The sequence below is a fragment of the Helicobacter macacae MIT 99-5501 genome, from assembly GCF_000507845.1.
In the GTDB taxonomy this organism is placed as follows: domain Bacteria; phylum Campylobacterota; class Campylobacteria; order Campylobacterales; family Helicobacteraceae; genus Helicobacter_B; species Helicobacter_B macacae.
The window spans coordinates 791,457-806,658 of sequence record NZ_KI669454.1 but is presented as its reverse complement, the minus strand read 5'-3'; the positions used below and the strand labels follow the sequence as shown (position 1 = coordinate 806,658).

Sequence of the window (15,202 nt, the reverse complement as noted above, 5' to 3'; positions counted from 1 at the left end):
TATCAAAGCATAAATTCACACTTGGGAGTAAGCGTATGACAAAGCAAGATTTTATAAGCAAATTTAGCGAGTTTCTCAAACCCCTGCAAAGCAAAATCTGTCAAAACGATGAATGGAAAATCAAAGGTTTTATTGATAGTGATAAAAATATTTTTAGCCTTTCAAATGACACAAAAGTGATTTCTAAGATTCTAGAAATTCACATTTTTCCCTATATCTTAGATTTTGCTAAGCAAAATGGCTTTGAGATTATCCTGCCTACTTATCAAAATTACTACCCTGATTTGTCATTCGTGCTAAAGGTAGATTCTAAAGTAAAATTCGCCCTTGATTTAAAAACCACTTATCGCAACGAGAAAAATCCTAAACTTTGCAATGGCTTTACGCTAGGCTCACACGGGCAATATTTCAAGAATCGAGAATCTAGCAAAAACATACAATTCCCTTATAATCAGTATTTGGGACATTTTTGCTTGGGCGTGATTTATGATAGAGTGCTAGTAGATGAGCTACAAAAATATGAGCTAAAAGAGCTAGACAAAATCCAATCAGTGATAAAAAATCTCACGCTATTTTTTGTCGAAAAATACAAAATCGCAAGCGATTGTAGTGGTAGTGGCAACACCGCAAATATAGGGAGCATTAAAAACATTGATGATATTATAAACCAAAGAGGGATTTTTGCGAAGTTGGGCGAAGAGGTGTTTGATGATTATTGGATAAATTATGGACAAATACACATAAAAGATGCAAATGGCAGTGTCAAAAAAATCACAAAACTTAAAGACTATCTGGCATATAGAGGCAAAAAATGAACGCCCCACAACAAGATTTTATCACCCAAAAGACTTTAATCCCGCCACTAAAGATTCAAGGGATAAAAAGCAAGCTCGTGCCACATATAAAAAATCATATCCATTGGGAAAGTGCGGGAAGCTGTGTAGGAACATATTTTGAGCCTTTTATGGGAAGTGGCGTGGTAGGGTTTAATCTCGCGCCCAAAAAAGCTATCTTTAGCGATACAAATCCGTATATTATTGATTTTTATAACGCGATAAAAAATGGCAAAATCACTAAAGATTCTATCGCTAGCTACCTCAAGTGCGAGGGGAAAAATCTCAAAAAATACGGGCAGGAATATTACTTAGAAGTGCGCACAAGATTTAACACACACAAAAGCCCATTTGATTTTTTGTTTCTTAATCGCAGTTGCTTTAATGGGCTTATGCGCTTTAATGCAAAAGGTGGCTTTAATGTCCCCTACTGCAAAAAAGACAATCGCTTCTCCTCCGCATACATTACCAAAATCGCAAATCAAGTCGCTTGGGTGGCTAAGCGCATTGAGGGTAATCAATGGGAGTTTGTGTGCTGTGATTTTACTTCTATTTTGCGTGGTGCTAAGGAGGTGGATTTTATCTACTGCGACCCGCCATATATCCATAGGCATAGCGATTATTTTAATTCGTGGAGTGAGGCAGATGAGAAGCAACTCTATGAGATTTTGCGCTCCACAAAGGCGAGATTTATCCTCTCTACTTGGCATAGCAACAAATATAGAGAAAATGTCTATATAAGGGAGTTTTGGAGTGATTTTCATAGTAGCATTATCTCGCATTTTTATCATCTAGGGGCGAGCGAAAACAATCGCAATGAGATAAAAGAAGCGTTGGTGCGAAATTATAGCATTAGCAAAAATGCTGATGAAAAGCCCTCAAGAGAGCAGGCATTGCTTTTTGGATAATTTAGTAGGGCAAGTCAAATGGAGCAAAAAGATGAAGTTTATTGATACCTTATTTGCATACTTTGGCTATATCCGCAAAAGAGCCATTTTGCGCAAACGCATAGCACAGCTAGAAAAGCAACTCAAAGTTTTTGACACTATAAGCATTAGCAAGGATACTTACACTCTTGCAAATGATTTAGCCAAATATCGCAAAGCTACCCAAACGCTAAATGACTTCAATCATATCACTTTGCTTATAAAATCTCATAATGACATTATCGCCCAGCTAAAACAAAAGCTAGATGAAGCCCTAGCAAAACATAGCACCAAATATATTTTGGCAAATATCGATAAATACAGCTTTGAGGCTATCCACTCTCTTAATGAAATCGCCTTGCAAGCGAGTAAATACACCCTGCCACATTCGCTAAAGCAAAGAGATGATTACTTGCGGTATATGCGCGATATAGGCGAGATTTTTGATAACTACACGACTATTATCAGGCAATATAGCCTTATTGCAGATTTTCAAAGCATTAGTGCGGATTTCAAAGATGAGTTTATAGATGGCAAAACTGCCTTAAAAATGCTTAGCATAGCAGAAAATATACAAGCACTTGGTAAGAGATTCTACCCTACACCTAAGTGCGATGACACGCTAATAGAGCGACATAATGAGGAATTTATCGCAAGGCACAGCAATGACATTATTTTTGATACCATTAACGGAAAATCTTTGGATGCACAGCAAAGGAGGGCAGTGCTTAGCGATAGTGGCTCGATTTTAACGATAGCTGGGGCAGGGGCGGGAAAGACACTTACAATTTGCGGTAAGGTAAAATGGCTACTTAGCAGAGGCAAGGTAAACGCAGATGAAATTTTGCTTTTATCATATTCTAAGGCTTCGGCTAATGATTTACAAGAAAAGGCGCATTTGATAGAGCCAAATTTAAAAGTAAAAACTTTTCATTCACTAGGCTTAGAAATCATTAAACAAAACACTTCCACAAAGCCACTCATAGAGGAACAAGACATATCTTTTTATATAAAAAAGATTTTTGAAGAATTTAAAAATGAGGAGATTATTTCGGATATTTTTCGCTTTTGCACACTTTATCCGCTTGCAAGTAGTGATGAAACCTACCAAACGCTAGGCGAAAAATTTGCCTTTTTAAAACAAGCGAATTTTTGCACGCTAAAAGATATACTATCACAATCCTCCCAAAAAGGGCGACTAAAAACTTTGAAAAAAGAATGTGTAAAAAGCCAACAAGAACTCATTATCGCAAATTTTCTTTTTATCAACGGCATAAATTATGAATATGAAAGTTCCTATAAAATCAACACTTCAACCCCACAAAAACGCCAATACAAGCCTGATTTTTATCTTAGCGATTATGATATATATTTGGAGCATTATGGCGTTGATAAAAACGGCGACACTCCACAATACCCACCAAAAGACGCACTAAAATACAAAGAAGCAATGGCTTGGAAAAGACAAACACATAAGGAAAACAACACCATTTGCATAGAGACTTATTCGTATCAATTTAGCGAGGGCGATATTTTTACCTCCCTAAAACAAAATCTACAAGATAATGGCGTAATTTTTAAGCCACTCTCAAAAAAAGAGATTTCAAACTATCTAAATGATATTTACAAAAGCTATAATTTACAATCCTTTTTCAACCTTATGGCAAGTTTTTTAAATCTTTACAAAGCTCGCTATCCTGATTCTACAACCTTTGAAACGCTTAAATCTCAACACAAAAACGAAAACTATGATGACAAAAGAACGCTACTTTTTTTGAAAATTTGTGAGTATTTTTATGTGGCTTATTATGAACATTTGCGAAGCGAGGGGAAAATTGATTTTGATGATATGATAATGCAAGCGATTAAAAAGATTCCGCATTTGGCAAACTATCGCTACAAATACATTATCGTAGATGAATTCCAAGATATTTCGCAAAGCAGAGCGCGATTTTTGCAGGCGTTGATAAAAAATGGAGATTCTAAGTTGTTTGCTGTGGGGGATGATTGGCAGGCGATTTATCGCTTTGCAGGGTGTGATATAAATATATTTTTGGAATTTAAAAATTATTTTAGCGATGCAAGGTTTTGTTATATTACTTCTACGCATAGAAACTCACAAGAATTACAAGATATTGTCGAGCCTTTTATTAGCGCAAATAAGCAGCAAATCAGCAAACATATAAACTCACAAAAGCACCAAGAAAATCCCGTGAGAATTTTTTATCATAATGGCGACATAGAATCTTCTTTTCGCAAGGCTTGTGATGAAATCGCCACTCTAAACAAAACCGCCAAAGTGCTAATTTTGGGCAGAAATAACAAAGATGAGGAAAAAATAAAGCGGATTTTGTTTTTTATCAAACACAATAGCCAACTCACATTTGAGTATAAAACCGTGCATAAATCAAAAGGTTTGGAGGCTGAATTTGTGATTTTAATCAACGCAGATGGCGGAGCAAATGGCTTCCCTAACACCATAGAGGACGATAGGCTTTTAGAGTTGGTTTTGGGAGCGAAAAACGAATATCCACACGCAGAGGAAAGGCGTTTGTTTTATGTCGCTTTGACACGCACGCGCAATATCGTTTATGTTCTTTCAAATCAAGAAAACCCTTCAATTTTTGTCAAAGAAATAGATAGTAGCATAAATGCTACCGACACCACTTCGCTAAAATGCCCTCACTGCAATGGTGAGCTAACGCTAAGAAATGCTGATAAGCAAAAGCCTTTTTATGGTTGTAAAAATTTTCCTTACTGCGATTATGTAATTTTTGACATTGCGCAAGTGAAGTGGAATCTAAAATGCCCTGATTGTGGGGATTTTTTGCGCGTTAGAAATGGCAAATACGGCAAATTTATCGCTTGCAATGCGTATCCACATTGCACTCATACAAGGAAATTTAGTGAATATAACGACCCGCAAACGCATTTGTGATAAATGCTAGTAATATTAGGGTTTTCATTGATTCCACCTTAAGTTTGATTTTCAGCAGAAAGTAAATTGTATTACTTTATCTCATTGACTAAAAGCGCGAAATCTAGCTCATTTTGCTAGCGATTTTGGTGTAAATTTTGGGAATGTTTTATCGAAGTGGCTAAGGTTTTCAAAATATAAAAAATGCTAGAATTCAAAATCAAAAACAAAAGGGAGTGAAATGGAAGTTGTCCACTTTAGCACAGAAATCGCCATAATGTTTATTGCTTATTCGGGCTTAATGCTCTACATTGGGTTTTATTTTTTTAAGAAAAACAAAAATACGGAGGATTATTTTTTGGGCTCGCGCTCGCTTGGACCTGTGGTATCAGCACTAAGTGCTGGGGCTAGTGATATGAGCGGGTGGCTACTTATGGGATTACCCGGGGCATTGTATGTGAGTGGATTTATAGAGAGCTATATCGCCATAGGGCTTACTATCGGGGCTACGCTAAATTGGACTTTTGTCGCAAAGAGGCTTAGAATTTATACAAGCGTGGTGGCAAATAGCATAACCATACCTGATTATTTTGAAACGCGCTTTGATGATGACAAACATATCTTGCGCGTGGTGTGCGCAGTGGTGATTTTGGTGTTTTTTACTTTTTATGTTTCAAGCGGACTAGTAGGTGGGGCAAAGCTATTTGAAAGCACCTTTGGCTTGCGCTATGAATATGCACTTACCACAGGCACGATTATCATCGTAGCTTACACATTTTTGGGTGGCTACAAAGCAGTGTGCTGGACAGACTTAATTCAAGGGCTACTTATGATGAGTGCGCTTATAGTCGTTCCTGCGGTAATGCTCTATCATTTGGGTGGATTTGGCGAGATGATGAATATCGTGCGCGAAATCAAGCCAAGCGCGCTATCTATGGGAAGTGGCGCAAGCTGGGTAGCGATAATATCCGCGCTTGCGTGGGGGCTAGGATATTTTGGACAGCCTCATATTTTGGTGCGATTTATGTCGATTCGTAGCACAAAAGAGATTCCACTAGCGACAATTATAGGCATTTCGTGGATGGCGATTTCGCTTCTTGGGGCTTGCTTTATCGGTGTTTTGGGAATCGCTTACACACATAAATTTGATTTAGCACTAAGCGACCCTGAAAAGATTTTCATCGTTATGAGCCAACTACTATTTAACCCTTGGATAGCAGGGATTTTACTCTCCGCGATTTTAGCAGCCGTTATGAGCACGGCTAGCTCGCAGCTATTGGTATCTAGCTCTACTATCGCAGAGGATTTTTATAAGCGCGTATTTCGCAAGGACGCAAGCTCAAAAACGGTTATGAATCTAGGCAGGGCGGGGGTTTTGCTTGTGGCATTCATCGCCTTTGTTATTTCTAGCGATAAAGATTCTAGTATTTTAAGTATCGTGGCGTATGCGTGGGCTGGGTTTGGTGCGAGCTTTGGCTCGGTAATGATTTTTTCACTATTTTGGGGGAGAATGACGCGAAGTGGTGCGATATGCGGAATGATAACGGGTGCGGTGGTTGTCGTGGCGTATAAAAATTTCTTAGCAAGTGCTTTGCATTTCCCTATCTATGAAATCGTGCCGGGATTTGTGTGTGCTAGTATCGCAATAGTGCTTGTAAGTCTATGTAGCACACCGCGTGCAGGGGTAAAGGCGACATATCAAAAAATGCTAGAGAATTTGAAGTAAAATCTAAAAAGAAAAAATAAGCTATGTTTTCAAAAATCTAGCGAAATATTTTTATCGAAAATTTTTTATTTTGCGTCTAAATCTATGTCTAAATCTGTATCTAACTTTGGATTTGTATCCAAAGTTGCGACTAAAGTCGTATCTATGTAGTTTGTGATTGGCTCTAGCACTTCTATTTTTACCTCCAAATCTAGCTGCATAACACTAAGTGGAAGTCCAAAAGATTCTAGCTTGACTTCGTCCTTTTGCGTGGTAAGGATAGAAGTCGCACCACTAGATTTTAGCCACTTCTCACACGCATCTTTTTCAAAGGTAGCGTGGTCTTTTAGCGCGATTTTGCCTAGTATGTTTTGGGAGTAGTCTTGCAAAAAAGATTCTAGCCTAGATGGATTTGCTATCGCAGTTAGTAGGAGCATTTTGGAGCTAGGATTATCCACGCGCACTTTTCGCACAAAATCTACCCCCTCTTTGAGTATGATTCCCAAAGGGTAATGTTTTTGTGCCAAAATTTTTTGCGTGATATTTTTTGACATATTTTTTTGTTCTGCGTTTTTTTGCAGACATTTTTTTTGCTCATCATTTTTTTGCGTGTATGTGTCATAGACGCGGATAGATTCTCTATATAGCCCACTTGGCAGACAAAACCCGAAATACGGCTCTTTGCTAGGGCGCAAAATAATATCAAATTTATCAAAGCAAAATCTAAAAGCATCATCAAGCAAGATGATTTTTGCTTGATTTTTGATAGCTTCTGTTATGGCTTTTTCTCTATTTTCGCAAACGATTAGGGATATGTTTTGCGAGGTTTTTTTGGTTTGTGTGTCTTGTGGCAAATGTTGTTTGGCTATCAAACTTTTTGCGATGAGGTAGGGCTCATCGCCTGCTTCTTGCACGCTAGCGCATATTTGCCCATCTCTTGCTACCCACACAAGCCCTTTGCTATTTCTGCCATATCCGCGTGAGATTATGCAGATTTTGAGTGAATATTTGGATAGCAAAAACCGCGCTAGATAGATGATAAAAGGTGTTTTTCCACTGCCACCTGCGATGATATTGCCTACCGAAATGATAGGCACTCCAAAATTTTTTGTGCCAAAAAATTTTGCAAAAATACCCGCAGGCAAGCCATTGCCACCAAACGCCAAAACACCCAAACGCCAAAACTTACGCTTACAAGTCGCCACACACCAATACACAAAACTAATAGGCAAAAGAGCAAAGGCTAGGATTTTTTGAAAAAAATTTGGTTTATAAAAATAGCTATCCAAAAAATCCTGCATTTTAAAATCTTGCATTTTTTTGTGAGGGGAATTTTGTTCCATATTTTTTCCAAGCAAATTTTTACTAGATTTTGTGATAAATTTTTCGCAAAATCTAGGGCACAAAGATTTTGGGCAGTGTGCGTTTAAATAGATTTTGGGTTACGCGCTTTTTTACCATTTTGGCTATACCTTTTGGATTTTTATCACACAAGGTTTTTATGTCGATTTTTTGGAAATTTTTTACCTCTCTAAAATCCCCGTATTTCTCACATATCGCCTCTAGCACAATGTCGATTTTATCATAGCTAAAACCTAGCTCGGCTTCATCGCTTTGTCCTGCGTATAGCTCCGCGCTTGGTGGCTTAGAGATGATAGAATCTGGGATTTTTAGGATTTTGGCTAGGGCAAAAATCTCGGTTTTATACAGAGAGCCGATAGGGTTTATTGCGCAAGCCAAATCCCCAAAAATCGTCCCATATCCAAGCATTAGCTCGGATTTGTTGCTAGTGCCGATGACGATAGCCTTTTTTTGCGCAGAGTAGTCATACAAAAGTGCCATTCTAATCCTTGCACAAAAATTGCCTATTTCAAGTGGCAATGGCTTTTTTTGCGTGTCGCTTTTGGTAGCACTATTTGTGCGGGATTGCAAAAAGGCATTTTGATAGTCCTCTAGTGGCAAAATCTCTAGATGCAAATCAAGCGTTGTAGCTAGCTCTTTTGCGTGCTCTAGTGATTTTTCACTTGAGCTAAGCGAGGGAAGTGCGAGGGTAAAAACGGCTTTTGGTGTTTTGTCGTCTTGTGGCTTTGTAGATTTTGGATTGTTTATAATTTGCTTTTTTCTCATTTGTTTTTTTGTAGCCATTTTGCAAAGGCAAGCCACCACCGCAGAATCTATCCCGCCACTAAGCCCCACTACGAAGTTTTCTGCACCGCGCTTTTTTGCTTCTTTTTGCAAAAATCTCACACTTTTTTTTATGAAATTTTCATAATATTTTTTACTTTTTAGGACACTTTTTGTGCGTGGGTTTTTATTTGGTTTTATAGTGATTTTGCCATTTTCGTGGCTGGCAGATTTTGTAGAATTTTTGGGAATTGTAGATTTTGTATTTTTGCGCGGTGGTTTTGCTAGCGGTGGTTTTCTCATAAGCACTCCTTTTAGATTTTTACACACTATTTTTGACACGGCATTATTTTATGTTGTGTGTGGATTTTGCTTTTATCGCTTATTTATTTTCTTTGGTATAATACTACGATTTTTTAGCAATTTTAGCAACACAAAATCCTAAACACCAAAATTCCTAAGGATATAAATGTCTAATCTTATAGAAATGCTCAAAAAAGACAAGGCACGCTATATCACAGGTGCGCTACTCATCGCATTTGTGGCATTGCTAATGTATATAAACAACTCCTTTCTTATGTGGGCAACTCTTGGAGTGCTGTTTTTGCTAGGATTTAAAGAAAGCCTAAATCTATATAATATCAATGATGAGGCATATCTCTATGTCATCGCTACTTTTGTGTGGATATGTGCGTTTTTTAGTTCAAACCCCGTCATCTGCGGTATCACAGCGTGTATGGCTATGTCTTCTTATCTCGCTTTTAAGCAAACCCTTGCTCCCAAAAATATTTTGCCATTTATTTATCCTAGTATTCCATTTTTGGCGTTGTATAGCATATATGAGGATTTTGGCTTGGCTGGCATTTTGTGGCTTATTGTCATCGTGGCTTTGTGTGATATTGGTGCGTATTTTGGTGGGAGATTGTTTGGCAAAACCCCCTTTAGCCCCACTTCGCCCAAAAAAACCATTGAAGGCGTGATTATCGGGCTTGCGTTTTGTGTGGTGGTGGGGAGTGTCGTTGGGATTTGGGCATTGGGTGTGAATTTTTTTGTGTGTATTTTGCTTAGTGTGCTTGTGGGGGTTTGTGGAGTGTTTGGGGATTTGTATGAGAGCTATTTGAAGCGAATGGCGGGCGTAAAAGATTCTGGGAGTATTTTGCCCGGACACGGAGGGATTTTGGATAGGCTTGACGCATTGCTGTTTGGGGCGATTGGTATGTATTTCGCGCTGTCGTTTTTGCTTGGGGGGGATAGTATAAGCCCTGCGCTTTTTGGGACATTGTAAGGTTTCATAGATGATTATACTAGGAAGCACGGGCACGATAGGTGTGCGTGCTTTGGAGATTGCTTGCAAGTTTGGCAAGCGCATAGAGGCGATAGCAGCAGGGCGAAATATCAGCTTGCTAAATTCCCAAATCGCACGATACAAGCCAAAAAAAGTCGCCATTGCTTTTAAGGAGGATTTAGACAAATTAGAGCCACAAGGTGCGCAAGTGTTTGTGGGGCAGAGCGGAATGTGTGAGATGATAGAGGGGTGTGAGAGTGGGTTTGTGCTAAATGGGATTGTGGGCTTTGCGGGGCTACTGCCATCGCTTCACGCTCAAAAATGTGGCAAAAAACTCGCCCTAGCAAACAAAGAATCTCTAGTTGCTGGTGGCTGGCTACTTGATAGAAGTGCGATTACACCTATTGATAGCGAGCATTTTGGACTGTGGTATTTACTAAACAATCCGCATAGTGCTAGCCAAAGTAGCCAAAGTTTGAGCAATCAAGGCATTGAGAATCAAAGTGAGGGTAATCAAAGCGCAGATAATCAACCCCAACATATCAAAAGGCTTATCATCACCGCAAGTGGTGGGGCGTTTCGCGATATGGAGCTAGAATCTATCCCTTGCGCCACAAAAGCGCAAGCCCTCAAGCATCCAAATTGGCAAATGGGGCAAAAAATCACCATAGATTCTGCAAGTATGGCAAACAAGCTATTTGAAGTGCTTGAGGCGTATTGGCTTTTTGGGTGCAAGGAAGTGAATGCTGTTATCGAGCGTAGCTCGAGTATCCACGCGCTTGTAGAATTCATAGATGGTAGCACCACAGCGCATTTTGCCCTGCCTGATATGTCGCTACCCATAGCTTATGCCCTAGATAGCTCAAAAGCACGCTCTAATAAAATCCTAGATTCGCTTGATTTGAGTGCGCTAGGGGCTTTGTGCTTTGAGAATATCGAGTGCGTGCGCTATCCGCTATGGGAGCTAAAAGACACACTGCTAGAAAACCCAAAATTAGGCGTGGTGGTAAATGCTGCAAATGAGGTGGCGATTTCTAAATTTTTGCGCGATGAGATAGCTTTTGGCGAGATAGCTAGGATTGTTTTTGGTGCGCTAGAGCGATTTGAGAGTGAGAGCAAGGACTTAAGCGAATATGAAAGCATAGCTATGCTTGATGCGGAGGTAAGGGAAACTATGCAGTAGTAGCTATGCAAGTAGCACTATGCGCTAACACAAAGCAGTGCGTAGTTTTGGTGTGGCTAAAAAGCACTGCTAAAAAAAGCCACGCCAAAACTTCGCTAAAAAGCCTTGCTAAAAACCACGCTAAGCCAAAAAGATTTACAAAATCTTTGCAAAATTATTGTTCAAGCAGTGCGATTTCCTCATCGCCAAATAGCCTAAGAGATAGCTCAAACTTCCAGCCACTGCCGTATTCTAGTGAGTATTCACTGCCAAATCCCTCTTTTGCGTCTATGATGAGCTGTGTGCTTTTGTAATACTCTAGCATACTTTGGTGTAGATAGAAGTCTGCTCCCCCGATATTACCTATGAGTATGTCAGCCTCCCCAAGCGCAAAATCACTTCTTAGTGTGCATATCGGCACGCTTCCCTCACAGCAGCCACCGCTTTGGACAAATATGATTTGGCTACTTTGTTTGTCGGCGTTTTTAGTTTCTTGGTTATGTTCTTGGTTGTTTTCTTGTGTCAGGCGAGAGATAAGTGCTAGTGCTTCTTGCGTGGCGATGACGCGCTTGGGAGGAGTTTGACTAGAATCTTGATTAAGGTTTTGATTAGATTTTGGGGGATTTTGCGCCATTTTTATCCTTTGATTTTTGGATTTTTTTGATTTTTATCTTTAGATTTTTGTGCTTTGTGCGCTTTGATTGTAAAATCTAGTAAAAATCTAGATTACAAAACCCTTAAGTATAGCACATTATACCATTCCACACACAAATCATCGCGCTAAGGGAATTGGTTTTAAGAAGCCTCCCCATAAACTCGAAGCATTTGCCATACTTAAATGTAAATTAAGTATCCAGAAAATTAAAACGCAAATGCGTAAAGTCATTTGGATATATTTCGGTTTCTTGCGAAACCCCAATATGACAAATTTGCATTGAGATATTTCGCGCTCGCTTAAGTATGACAAGTATTTGGCTTAAGTAATGCAAAAATTGTTTTTTATGCAAGCCAAGCCAAAAAATCACACAAACCAAAATCACACAAAAAACCCAAACACCGCAAGCCCTCAAACGCGCAAAAAGCCAAACACTTACAAACGCACCCAAATCTACAAACGAGCACAAAATTTACAAACACTTACAAGCACGCGCAAACCACCCAAAATCACTCAAAACAAAACAAAAAAACCACGCACACAAAAACACAAAAACCCAAAAAACCCACAAAAAAACAACCCCCACCAAAATCCCCCTAAATCTCAAACCCTCTATCTTCTTTCTCAAATCTTTGCAAATCCTCTCTTTGTAGCGTGTCAGCATTCATCTCGCAAGATTCCACGCTTCCCAAATCACACGCCTTGCCAAAGTAGCTCCTTGCTAGTGGCATATTTTGATTTACCCCTATACCAAAGGCATACATAAACGCCAGATTGTAGCAGCCTAGTGGCTCTCTACCATCGCACGCCTTTGCATAGAGAGATTTTGCCTTTGCCAAGTCTTGCGCTACGCCAAACCCACCACGATATAGCACACCTAGATTGTTGCAAGCCTTAGCAAACCCACTATCACACGCAAGTGAGAAATACTCCCTAGCTTTGCCATACTCCTTTAGCTCATAAAATATCATACCTATGTTATACACGCTTAGCACATTGCCTTTTAGGGCGGCTTTTGCGTAGTATTTCGTAGCGATTATCTTGCCCGCATCACTTCCTACGCTATGATAGATAGTCCCTATCTCATTGCACGCTTCCTCACACTCATCTACGCTATCTAGCCCTTGCTCTATGAGTAGCAAGCAGGCTTGTGCTTGCCTATCTTGTGTGCAGAGATTATAGGCTGCTTCCCACTCCTCATCATTTATCGCTTTTAGGATACAAGCACACATACAAAGTCCAAATACGAAATGAAGCATTGATTTTGCTAGAGTTGTCTTTGTCATATTTCCCACCTCTTTATCTCTCTATATATATCTATGTTTCTCTCTTGGCTATATCGTTATTATTTGCGTTTATTTTTTGCTTGTAGGGATTCTAGGGTTTGGATTTGTATGTATTCTTGCAGGGCGTATATAGCTTTTTGCTGTGCTTGCAGGACTTGCTCTAGCTGTGCCGTGTAGGAGTGCACCGCTTCTTTGTCAGTGTGGATTTGCCCCTGCGCGTATTCAAAGGCTTCTTTTGCTTCTTGCTGCTTAGCTTCAAACTCGGCTATTAGGCTATTTGCTTTACCCACCGCTTCTTTTATGGCTTGATTTCTTAGGCTATATTTCTTTGAGACTTCCTCTACTCTAGCGAATGTATCCTCATACACCTGATATGACTCCACTAGCTCCAAAAACACCGCTTCATATTCTGCTTGCGCTTCTTGCAGTGCTTCATAGCGCATATTTTCCCAAAACTCCCCCGCATAATACGCCGCATAAGAAATGCTCGTCCTAGGAAATAGCACAAAGCACAAAACCCCGATACCAACTGCCAAAACCACAAGTAGCCCAGCAATGCAAGCAAAAAATATCATCATATCTCTTATATAATAAACAAAATCTTTTACTTGTTCTATGATGATTAGTAGAAGTTTTTGCATTGTGTTCATTTGTATCTTTTTTTGTATATTTTTAAGGGCTAGATTATTTTTAGACTTTATGGCTTTGTCGCTACTGCACACCCCCTGTTTGATTTAATTTTCTGTATTCATTGCACGCTTCTTGGCTACCCAAATCACAACCCTTACCAAAAAATCTTTTTGCTATTGAATGATTTTTTACAACCCCTTGTCCTTTTAGATATGACTCACCTAGTGCTCCACAGCTTATAGATGAATCCAAATCGCAGCCTTTTTTAAGTAATTCTGCCTTTTTTACATAGTCCTGTCGCACACCTTTGCCTTCCATATATAAAGAAGCTAAAAGAAAGCAACCATCCCCTGAACTGCTAAGCATCTCTGAAAATTTTGACTTAAGATTCAAATCACATACTTTTTTAAAAAGTGCTTGTGCTTCGTGATACATTTTCGCTTCTGATAGCACAACTCCTGTCCAATTGCATAAGAATGGCAAATACTCCTCAGACATTCCAACTACTTTACCGCATCCTTCTGCTGCTATCCTCACAAAATTTTCTCCATCATTTTTTGCTCGATAATATTCAACTAACCTGAAATATGTCCCACCCAAAATTGATTGTGCTATGTTAGCATCAATGTCTCTAATAGCAATTACAACCAAATCTCTTTGCAACAAAGCAGGACTTAGGCTTATAATTTTTTCGGCATATTGTGCTTCTTTATCTTTGTCGCCTAAAACTTTAAAAGCGATAGCTCCAAATGTACACATATTTGACTTTTCACATTCATAAGCAGGTGGGATACCACCACTATTCACAATTTTTTGGCATTTATTATACTCTTCAGCTATACATCCTACAATATATTCAGCAGATATTTTGTTCTCGGCTTCAATGCACTCCCCTACACTCGCCACACCTGCCAAAATCCCAAACATTAGCACCAATCTTTTCATTGCCTTACTCCTTTTTAGATTTTTTATAAAGTTTGTTTAGAGATTTTCATACTGCTTAAGAAAATCCAAAACCATTTCTCTGCTACCTTCAAACCATTGTGAGCACAAATAGCACTCTTTAGCATTGACTAATAGGGGGTATTTGTAGTAGCGTGGGTATAGTTTGTCATCAAATCTATACAAAGAAAGCAAGGGATAGTTTATACCAAATGTAGTTTTTGAGTATGATTCATCAAAAAAATCTAAAAACTCTTGCTCGCTCCACCACCTTTGCTCAAGGATATTTTTTAGCTGATTTTTTACTAACACACCTATTTTTGGCTCTATTCCATTATATATTTCTCTCGTATTATTAGGTGGATTATCCCATTTGCAATAATCCGAAAGATGCTCTCTCATTATTATATCTCTATGCGTTTCAACTATTTCCTCTATTTGTTTTATATGGTCTTGTATTAAATGTAAGCAGGATAGCACTTTTTCTTTGTTGTAATTATTCATTTTTACTCCTTTTAGTTTGGTATTATGGAATTTTTACGCGCAGTTTTTTGTAGAGAGAAAATCACTAGGATAAAAGCAATGCTATAAAGCGATAAAATCAAGTTAAGCAATATGTCGCTTTGGTTTGTGTCATTTCCAAAGAGATTTGCCACACCAAAGATATATTTTGGATTCCAAGCTAGTAATGCCAAGAAAAATATGACATTTATAAAAGTCCAAATTTTGAAAAAATC

General features: G+C 38.8%; 13 protein-coding genes. 6 read left to right on the top strand and 7 right to left on the bottom strand.

Features of this window, described 5'->3' with window-relative positions; translation table 11 throughout:
- Positions 1-35 precede the first annotated feature (35 nt).
- The 4 genes from HMPREF2086_RS03600 (at position 36) to putP (ending at position 6,402) form a co-directional block, all read left to right on the top strand.
- Positions 36-815: a type II restriction endonuclease gene (locus tag HMPREF2086_RS03600; protein WP_023927409.1), complete on the top strand. Its 780-nt coding sequence runs from the start codon at positions 36-38 to the stop codon at positions 813-815.
- Positions 812-1,741 (top strand): DNA adenine methylase, encoded by a 930-nt coding sequence (locus tag HMPREF2086_RS03595; RefSeq protein ID WP_023927408.1) that lies wholly within the window; start codon positions 812-814, stop codon positions 1,739-1,741. Before HMPREF2086_RS03600 ends, HMPREF2086_RS03595 begins: the two co-directional genes overlap by 4 nt.
- A complete protein-coding gene (locus tag HMPREF2086_RS03590) occupies positions 1,701-4,697 on the top strand; it encodes a UvrD-helicase domain-containing protein (protein ID WP_187367099.1) in 2,997 nt (998 codons plus the stop codon). Before HMPREF2086_RS03595 ends, HMPREF2086_RS03590 begins: the two co-directional genes overlap by 41 nt.
- Positions 4,698-4,917: 220 nt before the next feature.
- Positions 4,918-6,402, top strand: coding sequence for a sodium/proline symporter PutP (gene putP, locus HMPREF2086_RS03585; RefSeq protein ID WP_023927406.1), 1,485 nt, complete (start codon positions 4,918-4,920; stop codon positions 6,400-6,402).
- Between the two features lie 65 nt (positions 6,403-6,467).
- Here putP and lpxK read toward each other — a convergent pair whose 3' ends face one another.
- A complete protein-coding gene (lpxK, locus tag HMPREF2086_RS03580; RefSeq protein ID WP_023927405.1) occupies positions 6,468-7,724 on the bottom strand; it encodes a tetraacyldisaccharide 4'-kinase in 1,257 nt (418 codons plus the stop codon).
- Positions 7,725-7,776: 52 nt separating this feature from the next.
- Entirely contained in the window at positions 7,777-8,808 is a 1,032-nt protein-coding gene (nadE, locus tag HMPREF2086_RS03575) for an NAD(+) synthase (RefSeq protein ID WP_023927404.1), read from the bottom strand.
- 166 nt (positions 8,809-8,974) lie between these two features.
- Here nadE and HMPREF2086_RS03570 point away from each other — a divergent pair, with 166 nt between their 5' ends.
- Together HMPREF2086_RS03570 and dxr are read left to right on the top strand one after the other, a co-directional pair.
- A complete protein-coding gene (locus HMPREF2086_RS03570; protein ID WP_023927403.1) occupies positions 8,975-9,790 on the top strand; it encodes a phosphatidate cytidylyltransferase in 816 nt (271 codons plus the stop codon).
- Between the two features lie 10 nt (positions 9,791-9,800).
- Entirely contained in the window at positions 9,801-10,973 is a 1,173-nt protein-coding gene (gene dxr, locus HMPREF2086_RS03565) for a 1-deoxy-D-xylulose-5-phosphate reductoisomerase (protein ID WP_023927402.1), read from the top strand.
- A gap of 154 nt (positions 10,974-11,127) precedes the next feature.
- On the opposite strand, the gene HMPREF2086_RS03560 is transcribed toward dxr, so the two are convergent.
- The 5 genes from HMPREF2086_RS03560 to HMPREF2086_RS03540 form a co-directional block, all read right to left on the bottom strand.
- Positions 11,128-11,586: a DUF779 domain-containing protein gene (locus tag HMPREF2086_RS03560; RefSeq protein ID WP_023927401.1), complete on the bottom strand. Its 459-nt coding sequence runs from the start codon at positions 11,584-11,586 to the stop codon at positions 11,128-11,130.
- A gap of 617 nt (positions 11,587-12,203) precedes the next feature.
- Complete coding sequence (locus HMPREF2086_RS10700; RefSeq protein WP_023927400.1) at positions 12,204-12,893, bottom strand: tetratricopeptide repeat protein; 690 nt, start codon at positions 12,891-12,893, stop codon at positions 12,204-12,206.
- A gap of 59 nt (positions 12,894-12,952) precedes the next feature.
- Positions 12,953-13,543, bottom strand: a complete 591-nt coding sequence (locus HMPREF2086_RS03550) for a hypothetical protein (protein WP_023927399.1) — start codon at positions 13,541-13,543, stop codon at positions 12,953-12,955.
- Positions 13,544-13,604: 61 nt separating this feature from the next.
- Positions 13,605-14,468, bottom strand: a complete 864-nt coding sequence (locus tag HMPREF2086_RS10695; RefSeq protein WP_023927398.1) for a tetratricopeptide repeat protein — start codon at positions 14,466-14,468, stop codon at positions 13,605-13,607.
- A gap of 36 nt (positions 14,469-14,504) precedes the next feature.
- The gene (locus HMPREF2086_RS03540; RefSeq protein ID WP_023927397.1) at positions 14,505-14,969 is read right to left on the bottom strand and encodes a hypothetical protein; all 465 of its coding nucleotides are present in this window, start codon (positions 14,967-14,969) and stop codon (positions 14,505-14,507) included.
- Between the last annotated feature and the right edge of the window lie 233 nt (positions 14,970-15,202).

Excerpts from the sequence above, each read along its gene's own strand:
- HMPREF2086_RS10700 (WP_023927400.1), bottom strand. The coding sequence starts at position 12,893 with ATGACAAAGACAACTCTAGCAAAATCAATGCTTCATTTCGTATTTGGA.
- HMPREF2086_RS03540 (WP_023927397.1), bottom strand. The coding sequence starts at position 14,969 with ATGAATAATTACAACAAAGAAAAAGTGCTATCCTGCTTACATTTAATA.
- HMPREF2086_RS10695 (WP_023927398.1), bottom strand. The coding sequence starts at position 14,468 with ATGAAAAGATTGGTGCTAATGTTTGGGATTTTGGCAGGTGTGGCGAGT.
- dxr (WP_023927402.1), top strand. The coding sequence starts at position 9,801 with ATGATTATACTAGGAAGCACGGGCACGATAGGTGTGCGTGCTTTGGAG.
- HMPREF2086_RS03560 (WP_023927401.1), bottom strand. The coding sequence starts at position 11,586 with ATGGCGCAAAATCCCCCAAAATCTAATCAAAACCTTAATCAAGATTCT.
- lpxK (WP_023927405.1), bottom strand. The coding sequence starts at position 7,724 with ATGGAACAAAATTCCCCTCACAAAAAAATGCAAGATTTTAAAATGCAG.
- HMPREF2086_RS03550 (WP_023927399.1), bottom strand. The coding sequence starts at position 13,543 with ATGAACACAATGCAAAAACTTCTACTAATCATCATAGAACAAGTAAAA.
- HMPREF2086_RS03600 (WP_023927409.1), top strand. The coding sequence starts at position 36 with ATGACAAAGCAAGATTTTATAAGCAAATTTAGCGAGTTTCTCAAACCC.
- putP (WP_023927406.1), top strand. The coding sequence starts at position 4,918 with ATGGAAGTTGTCCACTTTAGCACAGAAATCGCCATAATGTTTATTGCT.
- nadE (WP_023927404.1), bottom strand. The coding sequence starts at position 8,808 with ATGAGAAAACCACCGCTAGCAAAACCACCGCGCAAAAATACAAAATCT.
- HMPREF2086_RS03595 (WP_023927408.1), top strand. The coding sequence starts at position 812 with ATGAACGCCCCACAACAAGATTTTATCACCCAAAAGACTTTAATCCCG.
- HMPREF2086_RS03570 (WP_023927403.1), top strand. The coding sequence starts at position 8,975 with ATGTCTAATCTTATAGAAATGCTCAAAAAAGACAAGGCACGCTATATC.
- HMPREF2086_RS03590 (WP_187367099.1), top strand. The coding sequence starts at position 1,701 with ATGAAAAGCCCTCAAGAGAGCAGGCATTGCTTTTTGGATAATTTAGTA.